15 protein-coding genes are annotated in these 16,887 nt (G+C 56.9%); 3 read left to right on the forward strand and 12 right to left on the reverse strand.

From position 1 onward, the window contains the following. The first annotated feature begins 39 nt into the window (after positions 1 to 39). The gene (locus CO655_RS14065) at positions 40 to 2,136 is read left to right on the forward strand and encodes an acyltransferase family protein (RefSeq protein ID WP_170964916.1); all 2,097 of its coding nucleotides are present in this window, start codon (positions 40 to 42) and stop codon (positions 2,134 to 2,136) included. A gap of 429 nt (positions 2,137 to 2,565) precedes the next feature. Here the strand turns inward: CO655_RS14065 and CO655_RS14070 are convergent, their stop codons facing one another. The 11 genes from CO655_RS14070 to CO655_RS14120 form a co-directional block, all read right to left on the reverse strand. Continuing rightward, positions 2,566 to 3,906, reverse strand: coding sequence for an O-antigen ligase family protein (locus CO655_RS14070; RefSeq protein ID WP_097604242.1), 1,341 nt, complete (start codon positions 3,904 to 3,906; stop codon positions 2,566 to 2,568). Positions 3,907 to 3,930: 24 nt separating this feature from the next. Beyond that, positions 3,931 to 4,914, reverse strand: coding sequence for a glycosyltransferase (locus CO655_RS14075; protein WP_097604243.1), 984 nt, complete (start codon positions 4,912 to 4,914; stop codon positions 3,931 to 3,933). Beyond that, positions 4,911 to 5,795 (reverse strand): glycosyltransferase family 2 protein, encoded by an 885-nt coding sequence (locus tag CO655_RS14080; protein WP_097604244.1) that lies wholly within the window; start codon positions 5,793 to 5,795, stop codon positions 4,911 to 4,913. Before CO655_RS14080 ends, CO655_RS14075 begins: the two co-directional genes overlap by 4 nt. Before the next feature lie 126 nt (positions 5,796 to 5,921). Continuing rightward, entirely contained in the window at positions 5,922 to 6,866 is a 945-nt protein-coding gene (locus CO655_RS14085; RefSeq protein WP_097604245.1) for a glycosyltransferase family A protein, read from the reverse strand. A gap of 81 nt (positions 6,867 to 6,947) precedes the next feature. Beyond that, entirely contained in the window at positions 6,948 to 7,769 is an 822-nt protein-coding gene (locus tag CO655_RS14090) for a galactosyl transferase (protein ID WP_097604246.1), read from the reverse strand. A gap of 12 nt (positions 7,770 to 7,781) precedes the next feature. Further along, positions 7,782 to 8,813, reverse strand: coding sequence for a polysaccharide pyruvyl transferase family protein (locus CO655_RS14095; RefSeq protein ID WP_097604247.1), 1,032 nt, complete (start codon positions 8,811 to 8,813; stop codon positions 7,782 to 7,784). Positions 8,814 to 8,844: 31 nt separating this feature from the next. Continuing rightward, positions 8,845 to 10,347, reverse strand: a complete 1,503-nt coding sequence (locus CO655_RS14100; RefSeq protein ID WP_097604248.1) for a lipopolysaccharide biosynthesis protein — start codon at positions 10,345 to 10,347, stop codon at positions 8,845 to 8,847. A gap of 151 nt (positions 10,348 to 10,498) precedes the next feature. Further along, complete coding sequence (pssM, locus tag CO655_RS14105; protein WP_097604249.1) at positions 10,499 to 11,401, reverse strand: exopolysaccharide glucosyl ketal-pyruvate-transferase; 903 nt, start codon at positions 11,399 to 11,401, stop codon at positions 10,499 to 10,501. Next, a complete protein-coding gene (locus CO655_RS14110; protein ID WP_097604250.1) occupies positions 11,398 to 11,904 on the reverse strand; it encodes an acyltransferase in 507 nt (168 codons plus the stop codon). Before CO655_RS14110 ends, pssM begins: the two co-directional genes overlap by 4 nt. After that, positions 11,904 to 13,055 carry a glycosyltransferase gene (locus CO655_RS14115; RefSeq protein ID WP_010033694.1) on the reverse strand — a complete coding sequence of 384 codons (1,152 nt, stop codon included), beginning with the start codon at positions 13,053 to 13,055 and terminating at the stop codon, positions 11,904 to 11,906. The genes CO655_RS14110 and CO655_RS14115 overlap by 1 nt, the downstream gene beginning before the upstream one ends. A 31-nt stretch (positions 13,056 to 13,086) precedes the next feature. Continuing rightward, the gene (locus CO655_RS14120; RefSeq protein ID WP_097604252.1) at positions 13,087 to 14,160 is read right to left on the reverse strand and encodes an endo-1,4-beta-xylanase; all 1,074 of its coding nucleotides are present in this window, start codon (positions 14,158 to 14,160) and stop codon (positions 13,087 to 13,089) included. Between the two features lie 204 nt (positions 14,161 to 14,364). Between CO655_RS14120 and CO655_RS14125 the strand changes: the two genes are divergently transcribed. Continuing rightward, a complete protein-coding gene (locus CO655_RS14125; protein ID WP_010033696.1) occupies positions 14,365 to 14,739 on the forward strand; it encodes a hypothetical protein in 375 nt (124 codons plus the stop codon). Positions 14,740 to 14,786: 47 nt separating this feature from the next. Here CO655_RS14125 and CO655_RS14130 read toward each other — a convergent pair whose 3' ends face one another. Next, positions 14,787 to 15,635 (reverse strand): DUF6030 family protein, encoded by an 849-nt coding sequence (locus CO655_RS14130; RefSeq protein ID WP_097605051.1) that lies wholly within the window; start codon positions 15,633 to 15,635, stop codon positions 14,787 to 14,789. A gap of 520 nt (positions 15,636 to 16,155) precedes the next feature. Between CO655_RS14130 and CO655_RS14135 the strand changes: the two genes are divergently transcribed. Beyond that, positions 16,156 to 16,788 carry a class I SAM-dependent methyltransferase gene (locus tag CO655_RS14135; RefSeq protein WP_097604253.1) on the forward strand — a complete coding sequence of 211 codons (633 nt, stop codon included), beginning with the start codon at positions 16,156 to 16,158 and terminating at the stop codon, positions 16,786 to 16,788. The last annotated feature ends 99 nt before the right edge of the window (positions 16,789 to 16,887 follow it).

The following is a 16,887-nucleotide window of genomic DNA, read 5'->3' on the forward strand; positions in this document are numbered from 1 at the left end:
CCCGCGAGTGACAGTGTATCGCCTCGAAAGGACAAACAGATGCACAACAATCCCGTACGTGCTTACCGTCCCGATATAGATGGTCTTCGCTCGGTCGCCGTCGTTTCCGTTGTGCTATTCCATGCCGGTCTGAGCTCATTTACGGGCGGATTCGTTGGCGTCGATATTTTCTTCGTCATTTCGGGATATCTCATTACAGGGCATATTTATGGCGACATTCTAAAATCGGAATTCAAATTCACAAGATTCTACGCCCGACGAGCCCGGCGGATATTGCCGGCCTTGTTCTTCGTATTGGGCGTCTCTTTTTTGATCGGTTTTTTGCTTCTGTCTCCTGGCGAATTCAGGAAATTTTCGCACAGTGCCATTGCGGCCATGTTGGGCGCCTCCAACATCTATTATTGGCTTTCCAGCAATTACTTCTCGCCGGCATCCGATCAGCTGCCGATGCTGATGACCTGGAGCCTCGGCGTGGAAGAACAGTTTTACATGGTTTTTCCGTGGATCATTTTGTTCCTGAACCGCTACGTCAAGCGGGTCATCCTTCCGGCAATCGCAACGCTTGTCGTACTTTCCTTCATATTTTCTGTCGTAGCTCTAAAGATCAATCCGGCTTTCACCTTCTACCTGCTTCCGACCCGCGCATGGGAACTGGGAATTGGTGGCATCCTCGCTGTCATGGAGACAAAGGGGATGCGTCTCGATCGAGGGAGAAGCGCGGTCGTCAATGCCATTGCTTTGATCGGCGCGATGTTGATTGTCGTGCCGATCTGCGTCTACAACGATTCCACACCTTTTCCCGGTGCTGCGGCGCTTTTGCCGGTTCTCGGGTCGGCGCTGCTGATTGCGACCCCAAGCTCGATCGTTGCTTTTGCGCTCGGTTCGCGGCCACTCGTTTTTATCGGCCTTGTCTCATACTCCTGGTATCTTTGGCATTGGCCGCTTTTGAGCTTCGCTAGCGTCGCGTCTGTCTGGCCGTTGCAGCAATCGAATGCTTTAGTCATCGTTGGGATCTCATTTATCCTGGCGGTTCTGACGTATTATCTCGTGGAGAAGCCGTTTCGACGCCCGGGTGTTTCCGATGACCGGACACTTTGGCGCTATGCAACCGCCCTGGCAGTTTTCGCTCTTCCTTTCGCGCTGAGCGCGCTGCTGGCCGGTATCCCGCAGAGATTTAACCCCCAGGTCGCGAAGATTGAAGAGATCGCCGGCGATCGTGAAGCGTGCCTGGTATCCTATGGCGCAACCTCCCCACTCATGGGTCGCAACTGCGAACGTTCAGGCAACGGCGAGCCTGCGATAGCCTTGATTGGCGACAGCCATGCGGCCGCACTTGCGCCCGGATTGAGAGCCGTCGCGCAAGAGCGGGGCTACCAGCTTTACGTCTTTACCAAATCATCCTGCCCGCCATTGACCGACGCCACGCGCTATATGCCCAACCACCCGCGCCATGCGGCGGAATGCTCGACCTATAATGCCAAGGTGATGGATTTGCTGCGTGAAAACGACGCGATCAAGAAAGTTATCCTGGCCGGATACTGGTCTGCTCCGATGCGTGAAGCAGAGAGCGGCTCCCGCTACATTCTGCCAGGCGCCGATGGCGCGGAGCAGGCCGAAAATAAAAATGGGCCGACCTTAGAGTCGGCACTTGCGTCGCAGGTCGCGCAATTGCGGGCAATGAATAAGGATGTCGTCCTTCTGCAAGACGTTCCATTGTTCAACTTTAACCCTGTTCGTGCGGTGCTGCAGCGTGCGATACCCTTCAGGTCGGCGTTTGGAGGATGGCTCGACGGTGATCGCGATTTGACACCGTACGATGCCCCGATGAATGCCGTCGCAAATTTCAAGGATCCAGTCAGGGATATCATCACCCGCGTCGCGGAGAAATCACCGCCTGGCGTCGTCCTGATCGACCCTTTCGACGCGCTTTGCCCGCGAGCTCGATGCAGTTTTTCCACTGTCGACGGAGCGCCGTTGTTCATAGACAATCAGCATCTATCGACTCTCGGTTCGGAAGTTGCTGCCCGGGCGGTCCTTCCGGTGGAGGATGAGGAGAAGATGAGGACGACGTCTTTTTCCGATAAGCAGTCTCGGCTGACTGGTGTTGTGAAAGACACTGATACGCCGGTGCGTTGAGCGGAATAATGCCGATCGCGCGTTTGAATGTACCCATTTTTCCGGAATTTGGGCCGCTGAGTTCGCCTACGCTTCCCGCATGAACAATGGGCGGCACTCACGTCGTCACATCCCGCAACGGATCCTTCCAGGGGCGATTCGATAGGTGTCCCTGTCATCGATGACCTCCGAAAAATTGGAGGCCATGGATTGAAGGTCGAAGAACAGCGAGCTTATGGTGCGCGAGAGCATGATGCCGAAGAGTGTGCACGACGGGCGACTCCGAAAGATCGCGGCGCGCTTTAAGCAGCAACAACCTTAGCTTTGAGCCTGGTCGATTTCAGGTGGCGCCCCACAGGCTTTTCGACGGACAGGTAAATCAGAGAGCTCTAACTTTAATTTGAAACAGAATGATTTTAGGCTGCCTCGTCTATCATTCGTTCTAGACTTCTATCCGCTGGGTGCGTTCGTCGATGAACCACCGCTCTTCAATCTGCTTATCGGAAGGGAGACAACGAGGTAAGGCCAAAGAATAACCGGTGCCAGCATCATTCCCGCCTCCGTCATTGAGCCAACCACGATCAGAAGAATGATTGCAACTTCTTTGGAGTGCGTGGCGCGAAGTTCCGTGGAACGTTGAATCGTCACGAGACGGCCAACCAGACGCTGAAGAACAAAAGCTGTCCAGGCAATCATTCCCGGAACCCCGATGTTGAGGGCAAGTTCCAAGTATGTGTTATGGGTGGAGCGCGCATCGAAGGTCAACTCGACATATTGCTCCATAACTTCCGGTTGACGGAAAACAGCGAAACCGTACCCAAGAAGAGGGCGGTCATATACCAGCGGCATCAGCTGTTCCCAAATATTGGTGCGCCCGGAAAAGGTAAGATCTTTTCCGAACGCGTCTGCAATCATCTGGGCAACGCCAAGATAGGCAAATGATGCTGCAGCCCCAATGAAGAGGCAGAAGAAGAAAACAATGAAAGAGCGCGCCAGCGAGTTTCTCACGGTTTGCATCATACGCGAGCCCATCAACGTGGCCACGCCGATGGCAACCATAACCACTGCCGTCGAAGATTTGGAAACAACGATGAGGAGGAGGGTAAACAGCAACGCCGCCCAGCGCAGGAGTTGGCTATAGCGCAGTGGTCCCTTCGGCATTCCTACCGAGAGCATGGTTATGAAACTGACGGCACAAAACTGACCGAGGCCGTTCTTGTGGTAGAACAGGCCCTTTACCATGCCGGCGTAGGATCCTGCCATGACAGCATATCTTGGAAGGGCAATGGTATACAGAACGTTCGCAAAGGCGGCGAAAATGCCAAAAGTCGCCAGAAGCCGGAAGGTTTCAACGCTGCCGTATCGATGTCTGTAAAGCAATGGCGGGATTGTCAGAACGGCCACAGCGGCAATGCCGCGTATGGATGCGCCAAAGCTAATCGAGACCGCAAGAGAAAGAAATGAAATTACAGCAACGGCGACAACCAGAATCGGTACCCTGCGAAAATAAGAAAGGAAACGATTTGGCTCCAGCACGAAGTAAAGACCGATCAGCGGAATGAGGCTGTACAGCATCATTTTCTGCGGAAACGGATCAACGGCTGCATCTTCATTGAAGTTTGTGGGATAGCCGTACCACATTCCGGTTGTCCGCAAGAGTGTCAGATAGAACATTCCCGTGAGGAGCACGCGGACGAGCGTTTCTTTTCTGATGCCGCGACGTGGCCGCGGGCGGACGGCTGGCCGAACGCTGATATCCTTGTCCGAAACGTAAGAATGGCCGAAACTCATCGGAGGGCACTCCCGCAAGCAGTATCAGAGGGCGGCATCGGGCCTGTATTCCTGGTATGCATGTCCTAGGATCCCGTTGACCATGCCGGCGCCGCGCAGAACATGGGTGAGCGCGCGCATGCCCCAATAGGGTGAAACCAGGATTGCCGGCAGCATGGCCAGTCCGAGTATCACTCTCGTCGCACCATAGGCCGCGCGATAGAGCCGGCGCTTGAGGTTGCCATGCAGGACTTCGCTGACAGCGAAGGTATTGCCGAGCCGGTATTGCCGCTGCAGCACCCACTTCCAGGTCATGCGGCTGGCCGGAACGATATCATAGACGAGTGCCTTGTCAGCCCAGAAAACCTTCATGCCGCGGCGAATAGCCTGATTGAAGAAGAGATAGTCCGTGCCGCCGGTGAAGCGCATCTTCTCTTCGAAGCGCAGGTTCCATGAGCGGATGAGTTGATAATCGAACATGACATTGTTCGAGGCCGCATAAGAAATACGCTGGCCATCCTTGTTCTTCTTGCGCTCGAAAACCCTAGCTTTGATGAAATATTCCGGCGGACTGTCGGGATAGACCGGCTGGACGGGACCGTAGACACAATCAGCGCCGTTTCTCTCCCGTGTCTCCAGCATCGCGTCCAGCCAACCATCGATCGGCCATTCGTCATCGTCGAGAAAGCAGAAGAGCTCGGTGCCGGCAGGGGCTGAATCCAAGGCACGGTTGCGCGCGAAGGGTATGCCCTGGTTCGGTTCGACGACATAAATCAGATCGTAGGCGTCTGTCCCGCCGAAGCCCTCGACCATTGTTCTTGCACTGCCGGCGGCATCATTGTCGACGATCACCATGGTGAGATGATAGGGGCGAGCCGGATGCTTTGTCTGGCGTGTCATCACGTCGAGCAGTTTGGCAATCCCGTCCAGACGCCGATAGGTCAGTACGCCGACGGCAATGCGCAACGGCGACGCGTTCGGTTGATCGGCGCCGGCAGATGAATGCTGAGAAATGTTTTGCTGGTTCATGACTGTCCTCTGCGCAGCATATTTCCCAAACGCTTGCGCGCTGCCATCAAAGCCACTTCGGTTGCGGCATCATCGCCGAACGGACCGCCGGCCAGGATGTTGCGAGCTTCGCTCCTCAGTTTCAAGAGCGATGTCGCTTCGGCAATGCCACCGGCTACGAGGCTCTTGCCGAGCGCATGCAGCCCGTCATAGCGGCGCGCCAGTTCCAATCCGGTCGCGATCATGATCCGCGGGCGCAGTGTTTTTGCCCTGCTCGTTCCCGTATAGCGGTTCGACGCATGGATGCGCTGAAAGGTCAGCGGTGTTTCGACGATGGCGCCGCGGCCGAGATAGGCGGCGGCAAACTTGATATAATTGTCGCTGAGGACGACATCTTTCGCGACAGACATTGGCAGGATCTGGGACAACAGGTTGCGGCGGAAGCTCAAGCCTGATGTCGGGACGGGAAGCGATGGAAAGCCGCCTTTGCGCAACGTTTCTCGCTTGTCGAACAGCGTCACTCGCAGTTGGGCGGGAGGCGGATCGCCTTCAGTGGTCGTCACGCGGTCGAAGCACCAATCGATCTCGTTGCGGTCATAGATCTCGGCGATGCGCGAAAGTTTGCCGGGCAGAAACGCATCATCGGCATCGAGGAGAAAGAGGATATCACCACTTGCGGCCGCAAAACCCGCGTTGAAGCTCGAAGCCTGGCCGCCGTTTTCCTTCAAGACGGTCAGGATTCGCTCGCCATAGGAGCTGAGAATCTCTCTGGAATCATCGGTGGAACCATCGTCGACCACAATTACCTCGAAATCGGGATAGGCCTGCGACAGAACGCTGTCGATGCATGCGCACAGGAACTGACCATAATTGAAATTGTTGATGAGCACCGAGAGTTTCAAACTACCGTCTCCTACAGCGCCGCGCGTCTTTTCAGATGCGCAAAAGGTGCCGTAACACTTTGAGTTGCTGCACAGTTTTATTCCCAATCGGTTCCGATTTAAGGAATTATGCAGTAGGCTAATCGATCATCTTGCCAGCGTCTGAGGCGCATATCGACGAATTCCGGCGCGATAGCCACGCATGTAGTAATATTTCCAGATTGCCCAGAAACGTTTCTTCGATTGCGGCAGGAGATAAAGCATCGCGGCCCGGAAGGCCCATTGCGCGCTTTCGATCCAGGTCGGAAGCGGAACTCCGCTTAACCTTACCCCTCCAGGAACCTCATCGGGAAAGAGCGCCGGCATGCCGTAGCCAAGCCGCTCGCCTCTCTTCTGGACCCAATCCTCCGTGACGCTCGATGCTGGAATCCAATGGTGAACCACGGCCTCGGCGCATCGATAGGATTTGGCGCCATTTGCCGCCAGGCGAATGATGATTTCCGCATCTTCACCCATGGCGAATATTTTTCCGGGAAGAGGACCGATATCTTCGCGATAGCGCACGCTTGTTCCAAGCAGTTCTCGCCGAATGATCGTATTCGGGCCCCAGACTTTTGTCGGGTCGCACGGCCCGCTTTGCGTTTCATCGACGATCGCAAAGGTGGAACCCATGGGAATCCACTCGATAAAAGGGTCTTTTGGCTCCTTTTCCCAATCGGGGACGATTCTGCCGCCGAAGACGCCATAACCCGGATGGGCAGCGGCGCAATCGACGATCGCTTTCAGCCAGTTGGGTTCGGCGCGAACATCGTCATCCGTAAAGACGACGAGATCTCCCTTCACCCGATCCAAAGCCAAGTTCAGCGCGCCCGACTTTCCCGGCTTGCGCTGCTGCAGGATGGTGATGGGAAGCTTGTCGCTATAGGATTTCAAAAGATCAAACGTGCCGTCATTGCTGTTGTTGTCGACGGCAATCAATTCCCACCGATCACGGGGCAGCTCTTGGCACACCAAGGAATCCAAAGTGTGGCGCAGACGGCGGCTGGCGCCATTGTAGGATGAAAAGAGCACGCTGACGAAGAGATCCGACATCATTTGCCAACCCTTTTGGTGAAGTCGAAAGAGAAAAGCATCATGTTTTGGCTGCCTATGCGATATTGGACGGATCGGTCTCTATGCGGGATTCGACCGCGTCCGGCCGAAGAATTCGCGTCGATAACCGTTGCCGAGAACCCTCAGCTTGCGAAAATTGCGCAACAACCGGCGCGGCTTAAGGAGTACGCCGCGATTGAGGAAATATTGCCGCATCAGGCTCGGCGCCCGGCTATGCGATCCGCCATGGGCGACACGGTAGACCGCGCCCCGGAAAGGAAGCTTGGTCAGCGGCGCGCCGCGTTGGGCAAGAATATCCGCAATGCGGACATGGCTGCCCAGCATCGCCTTGATCCAGTCGAGCGACGCGTCTTCAAACCGCTGCGGCAGTTCATAGAGATCGGCGCGAATGATCAGGGAGGTGCCGCAGAGATGGCTGAAATCGTCATGGCCGAGCAGAAAATTGCCGCCGTCATCCCAGATGTAGCCGTTGTCGATTGTCCATCCGTTGGCGTTCCGGTTTTCCGATACGTATTGAACGATCCGGGAACTGACGAAATCGTCGTCATCGACAATCATGAAAAAGCGGCTGTCTGCGGCATTCAGCATACCGCTCAGCACGCGCCGACCCTTGTCGGCACGGAAGGCATCGAGGAAGTCCTCCTTGCTGCCCTTTCCGAGTTCGTGCATGTCGTTCGGCGGAAACGTCACGCGGACGGCGGAGAATTTCTCCGGCAGATCAGGCAGGTCGGCCCCCTCGTTTGCGACGATGATGCCGCGCCAGTCTCCATTGGTCTGGTTGGAGATGGAGGCCACGGTCTGGCTGAGATTGGCCTTCAGCTTGCTCCAATCGCGGGAATTGTCCTGATGTCGGACCGGGATGATGAAGGTAACGAGTGGCATCGAATAACCCCCTTAAGCCCGCAAGCTCACAGCTTCTTTTTCGTCGACACGCCCCTTGGCCGCCTGTTGACGCGCCCACTCGATCCCGTCTTCGAGCGAGGTTGCCTTGTATGAAAGATCCGTTCCGCCGGAGAAAGCATTCATAAAGCGGCGAATCTTTCCATAACTATTGTCCAGCACCGCATGCGGGCGGCCGAGCAGCAGCGAGCAGATATGGACGTGCAGACGGTCGGTGACGATTGCGCGGGCACGCGAAATCTGACTGATGCCGCGTTCGAATCGGTTGTGGGCAGCCGCGTCCAGCCTGCGCAATGCAACTTCGCTGGGCTTCAATGCGAGATAGGCGGAAGCTACGCCAAGCTTCTTGGAGATATTCACCTTCCGCTTGGACTCCGTGATCCAGTCTTCCACAGGAATATCGGAAGGTATCTTGCGATCGGTGCCGCCAACCCGTTCCGCATCTTCCCTCAGCATGGCGAGGACGGGAATTTGCGTCGCCCTTTCCGGAAGCGCGCCGATGGCGAAAGCCATATCGGGGCATAGCCGCACCGTGCAGTCGAAATGTTTCTCGGAAAATTCCTTCGATTCTTCGTCGCGCACGAGCAGTACGAAATTCTTGTGGCGCCCGATTGCCCGTTTGGACTGTTCGATACGCTCAGGCGAGCTGTAGTGGATCGACTGCGGGAACTGGACGATCTGCCGATCGGGGAAGCGCTCCATAATCGCTTCACGGAAATCCTGATGGGCAACCCAGATATCGCCGAAATTGCCGCCGCCGTGTATGAAGATCGGGCCCGTGGGCACGCGCCTTTTCAGTTCGTCGGCGGAGAAGTCGTACAGCCTGGAAACATAGTCCGGGCGCTTGCCGAAGCGATTTTTGAGATAGGCCATCTCACCCAGCCAGATCGCCGAGTCGCCACAATTGCGGATGTCGGGGAAGTCGAGAATCGCGAGCGGCTCGTCGCGCGAGACATAGTCCTTCAGGCAATCATGGATCATGCCATTGAGTTTTGCGATCAGCTCAGATCTGGATAGGCTGGTCATTCTGCCTCACTTGTTAAGGTTCGTTTTAGCTTTAAGCCGACTTGGGAACGGCAATACGTTTGGCTTTTGACAGGAACTTGACGACGATACGCTGAACTTCGGTTTCCGGGCCATTTGGCTTCTTCATCGCGAGCCAAAGGACAAAGCTGGAACCGATATAGATGATGCCGCCCGTGATGACGAGGATGGCGAGATATAGGGCCAAGTGCAGCTTCTCGGTGGGCATGCTGAATATATGCGACAATCCCCAGACGCCCGCGGCCATCAAGGCGACGCTGGCAAGCGCGCGGAAATTAGCCCCCAGTTGCTGGAAGAACGGCAGGTTGATCAGGCGCTTGACGAGAAGCATGTTGACCACGGTGGAAATCAGGCCCGTCAGCACGCGCGCATAAACCACGCCTGTAAGTCCGCCAATCATGAGACCGGCGATGATGATGGGAACGCGAACCACCAGCATCTGCGTGTCGCGGATGAACAGCATCTTGGTATGGCCCTTGGCCATTCCGAGCGGCTGGACGAGCGAACCGAGGGTCTGCAAGGCGAAGACGGATGCGAGCGCCTGAACGATGAAGATCGCGGGCACCCACTTCTCTCCGAGGGCAAGCCGCATCATCGGATCGGCGACGACAGCCATGCCGATACCGGCTGGAAGCGCCACGGCCGCCAACAGCGCCTGCGCACGCTGATAGGCCGCGACAAGCCGGACCGGATCGTTGCGGACCTTGGAAAAGCCCGGATAGATCGTCTGGTTCAGCGGCGCCGTCGCCTCGCGCGTCGGCAGCGTCGAAAGCGTGTTGCCGACCGTGTAATGGCCGAGCTGTGTGGCGCCGAGCATCTTGCCGATCAGCAGATATTCGATCCGCCAGTTCAGCGTGTTGACGATCTGTCCGGCCGTCAGCCACACCGAGAAGGAGAACAATTCCCGTGCATGCCGGAAGGTTATGCGCGGCCAGAAGGGCAGGACCGTATAGGATACGATGATGTTGGTCACCTGATAGGCGAGGGTGCCGATCACGAGAGCCCAATAGCTCTGATAGATGGCGGCAATCGCCACCGTCACGACGAAGCCGACCAGCTTTTGCGAGACGTTGAGGACGAATTCCTGCCAGAAGATCAGATCGCGCTGGAGCATGACGCGGCGCGGATTAGCAAGACCGCTCAAGAGCAGGCTGAAGCTCAGGGCAAGCATGACGCTCGTCAGGCGCGGTTCGTTATAAAACTCGGCGATCGGGTAGGACGAGGCGGCAAACAACAGCGCGAGAATCGCGCTTCTCGTCACGCTCAACGTCCAGACCGCGCTGAAGTGCGTTTCGCTCGGTGACTCGTGGCGGATAAGCGCCTGGTTGAGCGAGAGTTCGGTGACCGAACTCAAGATGACCTGGATCGTCGTGGCGATGGCGACGAGACCAAAATCTGCCGGCACGAGATACCAGGCGAGCACGAAGGTGCTGAGTGCCGAAAGCCCGTTGACGATGGCGCGGGACAGACTGAGCCACATGCTGCCTTGAATCAATCGGTCGGTAACGCTGCTCATGGGCGAACGGCTCCTGAGGTCTGGGATATTGACCATCTAAGCGGACTGCACGCCCATCCGGAGTGCTGCTCTCCCTTGCGGGAGCAGAGGGTGTTGATGGTGTCGGAAAGCATCATGCCTTCTTGCCTCGTCAGGAACCGGGTTTGCGACATCACAGGGCGCTTGCCGTTTTCTTCGAAAAATCGTGCTTCAGCCGGTCCAGCTCGACCAGCATTTTCTCGTGCGCTCTTACGATCGCCTCATCGGAGCTGAGCTGCCCCGGCTTTTCTGCTACCCGCTGCAGCGTCTTGACGGTCGAGCCGAAGACATAGTTGCCGGTCAGCTGCCGGATGCGGCGATGACGGAACGTGATGTTCTTCAACAGAGATGTGTTCTTCCGGACCAGCGACGCGCCTGCTTCGACGAGGTTCGACGGGCCGATCGGATCGAAGTCGATCTCCAGGTCGAGCGCACTCGCCCAGTCATACCATTTGGCGCGATTGCCCGGTGCGATCGGCCGGATCGCCCGCCAGGGAACGCGCAACGCATCGGATATGATGCAGCCATGCATCGCCTCGGAGACGACTTTATGCGAGGCACTGATTTCGGTCAGAACCTTTTCCACAGACCAGCGCGGATCGATATAATGGATGCCCGCAAGATCGCAGACCTTGTCCCAGCTGCCATACATAGCGCTTTCGTAATGCGGCATGAAGGAGACCGGATAGCGCTTCTCGATGCTTTTCGCATCCCAGCAGCTGCGCGTCAGAATGCCTGAATCGCCCATGGCATAGCTCGGATCGATGCCGAGGACCTCGGCGGTCTTCTTTCCGCGCACGAAATAGAACGTCCAGTTGCCGTCGACTTTCGGCGGGTTGGTATAGCCGCCATAGCCCGAACCGAAGACGATCTTCTGCATGTTCGGATCGAAATTGTCGTAGAGGATCGAACCGATCCCGAGAAAGAGCTGGCCTTCGTCGTCGTCGAAGAATCCGGGCAGCAGACGCTCCCAGAGCCAATGGTTCAGTTCGTCGCCAAAATTCTCGTGTTTCCCGCGGTAGGCAAACATCTTCATCGTGCTTCTCCAGTCGGCAAGTGCGTGACGATCTGCGAAACCGTCTCGTCTTCGCGCTCCATGCGTCCGTAACGCGAAATGATTTTGATGTCGCTGCGGATTATCTTGGCCGGGTTGCCGGCGACGAGCGAGCGCGGCGGCACGCTCTTGGTCACCACCGAGCCGGAGCCGATGACGCATTCATCGCCGATCTCGACGCCGGGCAGGATGATGCTGCGGGCGCCGATGAAGCAGCGTTTGCCGATCCTCGTGTGCAGATAGAGACCCCGCGTCAGATCGTGGGTCAGGATCGCGGCTTCGAAGGCGACATAGGTTTCCGCGCCGATATGCAATCCTTTCGGGTTGGTCTTATCGAACCGCACGCTGAGCGAAAAGCTTGCCGTCGGATCGATGTCCATTCCCCAGAATTTCGTATAATAGAGCCACTTGGCCCTGACGATTCCGTTCCGCAGCGGCCGAAATACGTTCAGTCCCCACTTCGGCTTCTTTCCTGTCTGCACCATCAAGTCCGACCCCGGCTGGAAAATTCGTCTAGCACGGAACTGTAATAGTCCTCGAGCATCCCCGTTTGGCGACGTATGTCGAAGCGCTCGGCCACCAGAAGCGGTGCCCGCGCGCTGAAGGCTGTCCACAGGGCCTGATCGTTGAGCAGCCTTCCGACCGCTTCCGCCATTCCCGCGACATCCCGCTCCTCCACGAGATAGCCAGTTTTCCCCTCCTCGATCGCTTCGCCTACGCCTCCCGAGCGGAATGCGACGACCGGAGTGCCGACGGCCTCGGCCTCGAGATTGGCGAGGCCGAACGCTTCTGCGTGACCATTGTCGAGGGTCACGCTGCCGTGGAGATAAAGCTCTGCACTGGCCAGCAGATCCCTTATCTCAGTCTGCGACAGATTTTCATGGATCGTGACGCTTGGCAAGGAACGACGCGCCAGCGCCTCGATTTCCTCTTTCAGCGGTCCCTGACCCACCATGACGAATTCGACCGGTGTGCCGGTCGCCGCCACGCGCGACAGCGCGTCGATCATGAAGCGGTGGCCCTTATAGTCGACGAAACGGGCGATGGAAACCACCAGTCCCTTTTTTCGGGGGCGGGGCTCCATTTTGAAGAGATCGAGATCGATGCCGATGTGGTGGCGATAGACGCGGTCGGCACGGAAGCCGAGCGCCAGCAGCCGGTCGCGAATGAAATCGGAAACGGCGATGTTCCAGCTGTTCCAGCCGGCCATTTCGCTGCGGCCCTTGGCGAAGAAGCGCACCTGATTGAAGCCGCCCGGTTTTTTCGGATCGCCGCGATAGGTGGCGTCGAATCCGTGAAACGTCGTCACGAGCGGCTTGCCGGCGGCCCGCGCTAAGGGCCCGATGACATAGCCGTTCTTGCCGAAATGCGCGTGAACGAGGTCGGCCTGGCCGATCGCGGGAAAGAGGAAAGGCAGGCCGATCTGCGGAATTTTCAACAGAAGTTCACCGGCCCGCGCGATCGGCGACCGGCGGATGTCGTGAACCGGAACAGTGGATTTTTTGGTGTGGGCCGAGGAAATTCGCGTGCCGGCAAGAATTTCAGCCTCGAACGAACGAAACGCTACCGCCTGATTGAGAACAAATGCCTGGCTGGCAGGCAGAAATTTTTCCACATAAATAACTGCCTTTTTCATGAATCTGTCGATGTCTCCGTTGTCTTGTGCATCACATCGCCTCTATTGCCTGCCTGATGCCATCAGCTGAACTGCGCGGCGCGTTGTTTTCATCGTAAAGATTAATGCGCTTCGTGCAGGCTCCATCGGCATCGGTCCCCGTTTCATCGGGCTCGCCGTATTTTTCCGACATGCCCCATACGGTGACGCCTTGCAAGTCGCCGCGTTCGGCCGCCACGGTGATCACGTCGCGGAAAATATCGGCGTACGCGGCCTGCGTGAAGCCTTGGTCGTGCTTCAGGAAGTGGCAGGACGCATCGAGTTCGGTGATATAGACACCAATACCCATCTCCTTCAGAGCCGCGCAGAATCGCCCCATTCCCTCCGGATCTATCCGGTCGAGGCCCGGGCGGATATGCGCCTGCAGCCCCACCGCGTTGATCGGCGTCTTCCTGGCGACGAGATCCTCGACGATTTTGAGAATGTGCACGCGCTTCTGTTCGAAGATGGCGGATTTTTTCTCAAGATGCGTTTCGTTGAGAACCAGCGTCGCACCCGGATCGGCCTCATGCGCCATATCGAAGCTCATGCGAATATAATCGTCGCCGAGAAGGCGTCGGAAAACACAATTCCGCAGGTCGGGCGCATCATATTCCAACGGCTCGTTCACCACATCCCAGGCATCGATCGACCCCTTATAGCGAGCGACAACCTGTTTTATATGACGGTTCATGACCGTCCGAAGCGCTTGCGCGTCGGTGATCTCAGATACCCAGTCCGGGACGCGATACCAAATCAGCGTATGCCCATAAACCCTCATGTTGTTTTTTTGCGCGAATGCAACCATCTTGTCGGCGCCCGCGAAGGAGAAGATGCCGGGGCTCTTTTCCGTCGCTTTCCACTTCAATTCGTTGCGCGGCGTTATCGAATTGACGTTCTCGACATAGAGTTCGCGGGCGCCCGGATCGCCGATATTTTTCAGGTCGATTGCCGATCCGAACCGGAACGATTTGCTGTCGGCAAGCGCACGCAGCCCGGCTTCCGCCGGCACCCTGGCCAGGACCGCGCCCGCCTGGACACAAGACAGCGCGAGCGGAAGCGAAGCGAGGAACCCTCTTCTGTTCATTCGATCCCTCGCTGTGGGCTTTTCTCATGTCCGCGACCGAACTTGCGGCTGCCGGGTCGGCTTGCGGCGGTTCCGTCCCGAGTTGCGTTTGCTTTGGTGGAGTAATGCAACCTCAAATATACTTTCCCAGGAGCGAATACTGTGAGTATCCGCTAGACTTTTCAGCCTGTGCCAAGATATAGATCTTCCCGGAGGACGCTCGTGATGGAAGATTGGTTCAGCTACGTGATGAGCGTTTTCCATATGGCATTTCAAAATGCCGTTTTTTTTATGGCGACCCTTCGAAACGCTCTCGCTGTTCTCGATGACCTGTGGTTCGCAGCCGTCGTTTCCGGGGTCTTCGGCGTGTTCGTCATCCTCCTGGCAGCGCTCGTGGGGATGTCCCGGCGGCTGGGTCGATCGGCGGATGCCATTCGCCTGCTGAACAACGACCTTGCCCAGGTCACGCAGGATCTGCATGTCGAGCGTGTGTGGCGCCTGGCCGGCGGTGACGGCAGCGAACGACCGAGCGGGGACAGTTTGAAAGAGCTATACAAAATTCTGGCCCGGCATCACGACGATGCAAGCCGCATGGCCTGATAGGCCGGTTCATGGCGTGCCGCGTCCGCGGCTGCTCATTCCCGATTTTATTGCCTTGATGCCGGCGCCGGTTGCGCGGGGTCGGTCCCGATCATCGGCTCCGGCGATGGAAGCCAGGTTCTGTCGGAAAAGTAGTTTCTCGTTCTCTTCTGGGGTCCCGAGGCCGCATCCAGCGAGAGCGTAAAATTGTAACGATCCGGATTAAGCACCTCGCGGCTGAAGGTGATGCTGGCGCCGAAGCCGTCTTCCTTGATGTCCCGCAGATTCTTGATTGCGTTCAACGCCTCATGAAAGTCCAGCCATTGCGGTTGGCTCAGCATGACCTCGAAAATCCGCAGGATGTTCGGGTCGAGCTGGCCATATTGGTCAGTCTCGGGATTGACGATCTTCACGCGCATGTTGTTGATCGTGCCGGCAGCGTCGCCGCGAACAATGACGAAGATGGAACTGGGAAGCTGATCCTTTTCACGTTTGCCGCTGTGTTCGAAAAAGCATTCGAAGGTATTGGCGTTGAAGCTCGCTGCCGCCCATTCGCTGGTTTCAATGCCGGCGTTGCGCAGGGCCGCGCACATTGCGGCTCCTGAAACGCGCCACGTCCGGAGAAAGGTTGATGCGGTCTGCGCCACAGGCGGTTCGGTGGCATGCAAGGGCAGCGTGACGGAGACCGGGGGCGCCGGGCGGGGAAGCGCCTTTGGCGGCGGCGGCTTGACCTCATATGAAAAGAGACCGAAGCCGAAATAGCGATCGATCGTTCTCAAGTGCTTCATGTCGTTGGAAAGAAGCACAGTTCCCATGATGAGCGAGAGGGAAACCGTCAGCAGCAACCAGAAGACCACGGGAATCCGCGGTTTTCCCACTGGCCGTTTCACATATGCGGGCGACGAATTCTCGGGCAAGCTCATCTTCTCCGATACGCGAGAAGGGTTTCGATCGGGTAGTCTTGATCCAGCAGTATACATCCATCCGTTAAATATCTTTGGCTTGCGTTCGGCATTCTGACCCGTTGGGCGTGTCATCGGCAGGAAGCGCGCGCTTCCTATTTTGGCAGAAGCGTTTTGAGCTCCCTGGACTTGATACTCTCCTATGCGCCGACCCTGCGGCAACGGCGAAGATCGCGGATGATCCATGGCCGTGACTGGCAAGCGGGTCGCCGCAGTCTGGTTTGCTCCTCAGCCTCTGCGGGTTCTTCTTGCTGTTGTTGGCGGCATTTTAGAATCGCCGGATCCGATTCAATTTCAGTGCGTACAGTCATCTGTTGATGCTGCCATCTTTGTCTTATCTTCGCGCAAAGGTTAAATTTCTTATTACAAAACTACAGGTTATATTCTTGGTCTACATCCTGTTTTGCCGGGTTTTACCCAATTTTCGACGTATTCTTCTATAGGGTCTGCCGCGCACTTGCAGAAGGAGAGGGATATGTCCGTCGAACTGGACGCGACCACCTATATCCACGCCAAACCGACAACCGCGCATTCCTACATCCTGCCAGCTGTACTTGGAGTGCTGGAGGGCCATTTTGCCGGTACGGCGAAGGCCGATGTCTTCGATCTGGGCTGCGGCACGGGCGGGGCGGCCGCAGCTCTTGCGAAAAAGGGATATCGCGTCGTCGGCGTCGATCCTTCAAGCGATGGCATCGCCAAGGCCAATGTCAATTACCCCGGGCTGCCGCTGAGTGTCGGTTCGGCCTATGACGAGCTTTCCGGGGAATACGGCACCTTCGACGCTGTGATCAGCCTGGAGGTGGTCGAGCATGTCTATGATCCCAAGGCATTCACCTCGACGATGTATGATCTGGTCAAGCCTGGCGGCATCGCCGTGGTATCGACGCCCTATCACGGCTATCTGAAGAATGTCGCCCTGGCGGCGCTTGGGAAGATGGATGATCACTTCATGCCGCTGAGGGATCATGGACATATCAAGTTCTGGTCGAGAAACACCCTGAGCACGCTGCTGCTCGATGCCGGTTTCCGCAGTATTCGTTTCGAATATGTCGGAAGGATACCTGCTCTTGCCAAGTCGATGATCGCCGTGGCTGAAAAGCCTCTTTAGGGAGACAGGGGCTGCGGGGCCGATTTCGACAATCCGTCCCCGCTCTGACTTTCTTGATAAGGAACTCCTTATATATATGTGTCATGGTACGCGCCTGCG

The organism is Rhizobium sp. M1 (genome assembly GCF_002531805.1).
In the GTDB taxonomy this organism is placed as follows: Bacteria; Pseudomonadota; Alphaproteobacteria; order Rhizobiales; family Rhizobiaceae; genus Rhizobium; species Rhizobium etli_C.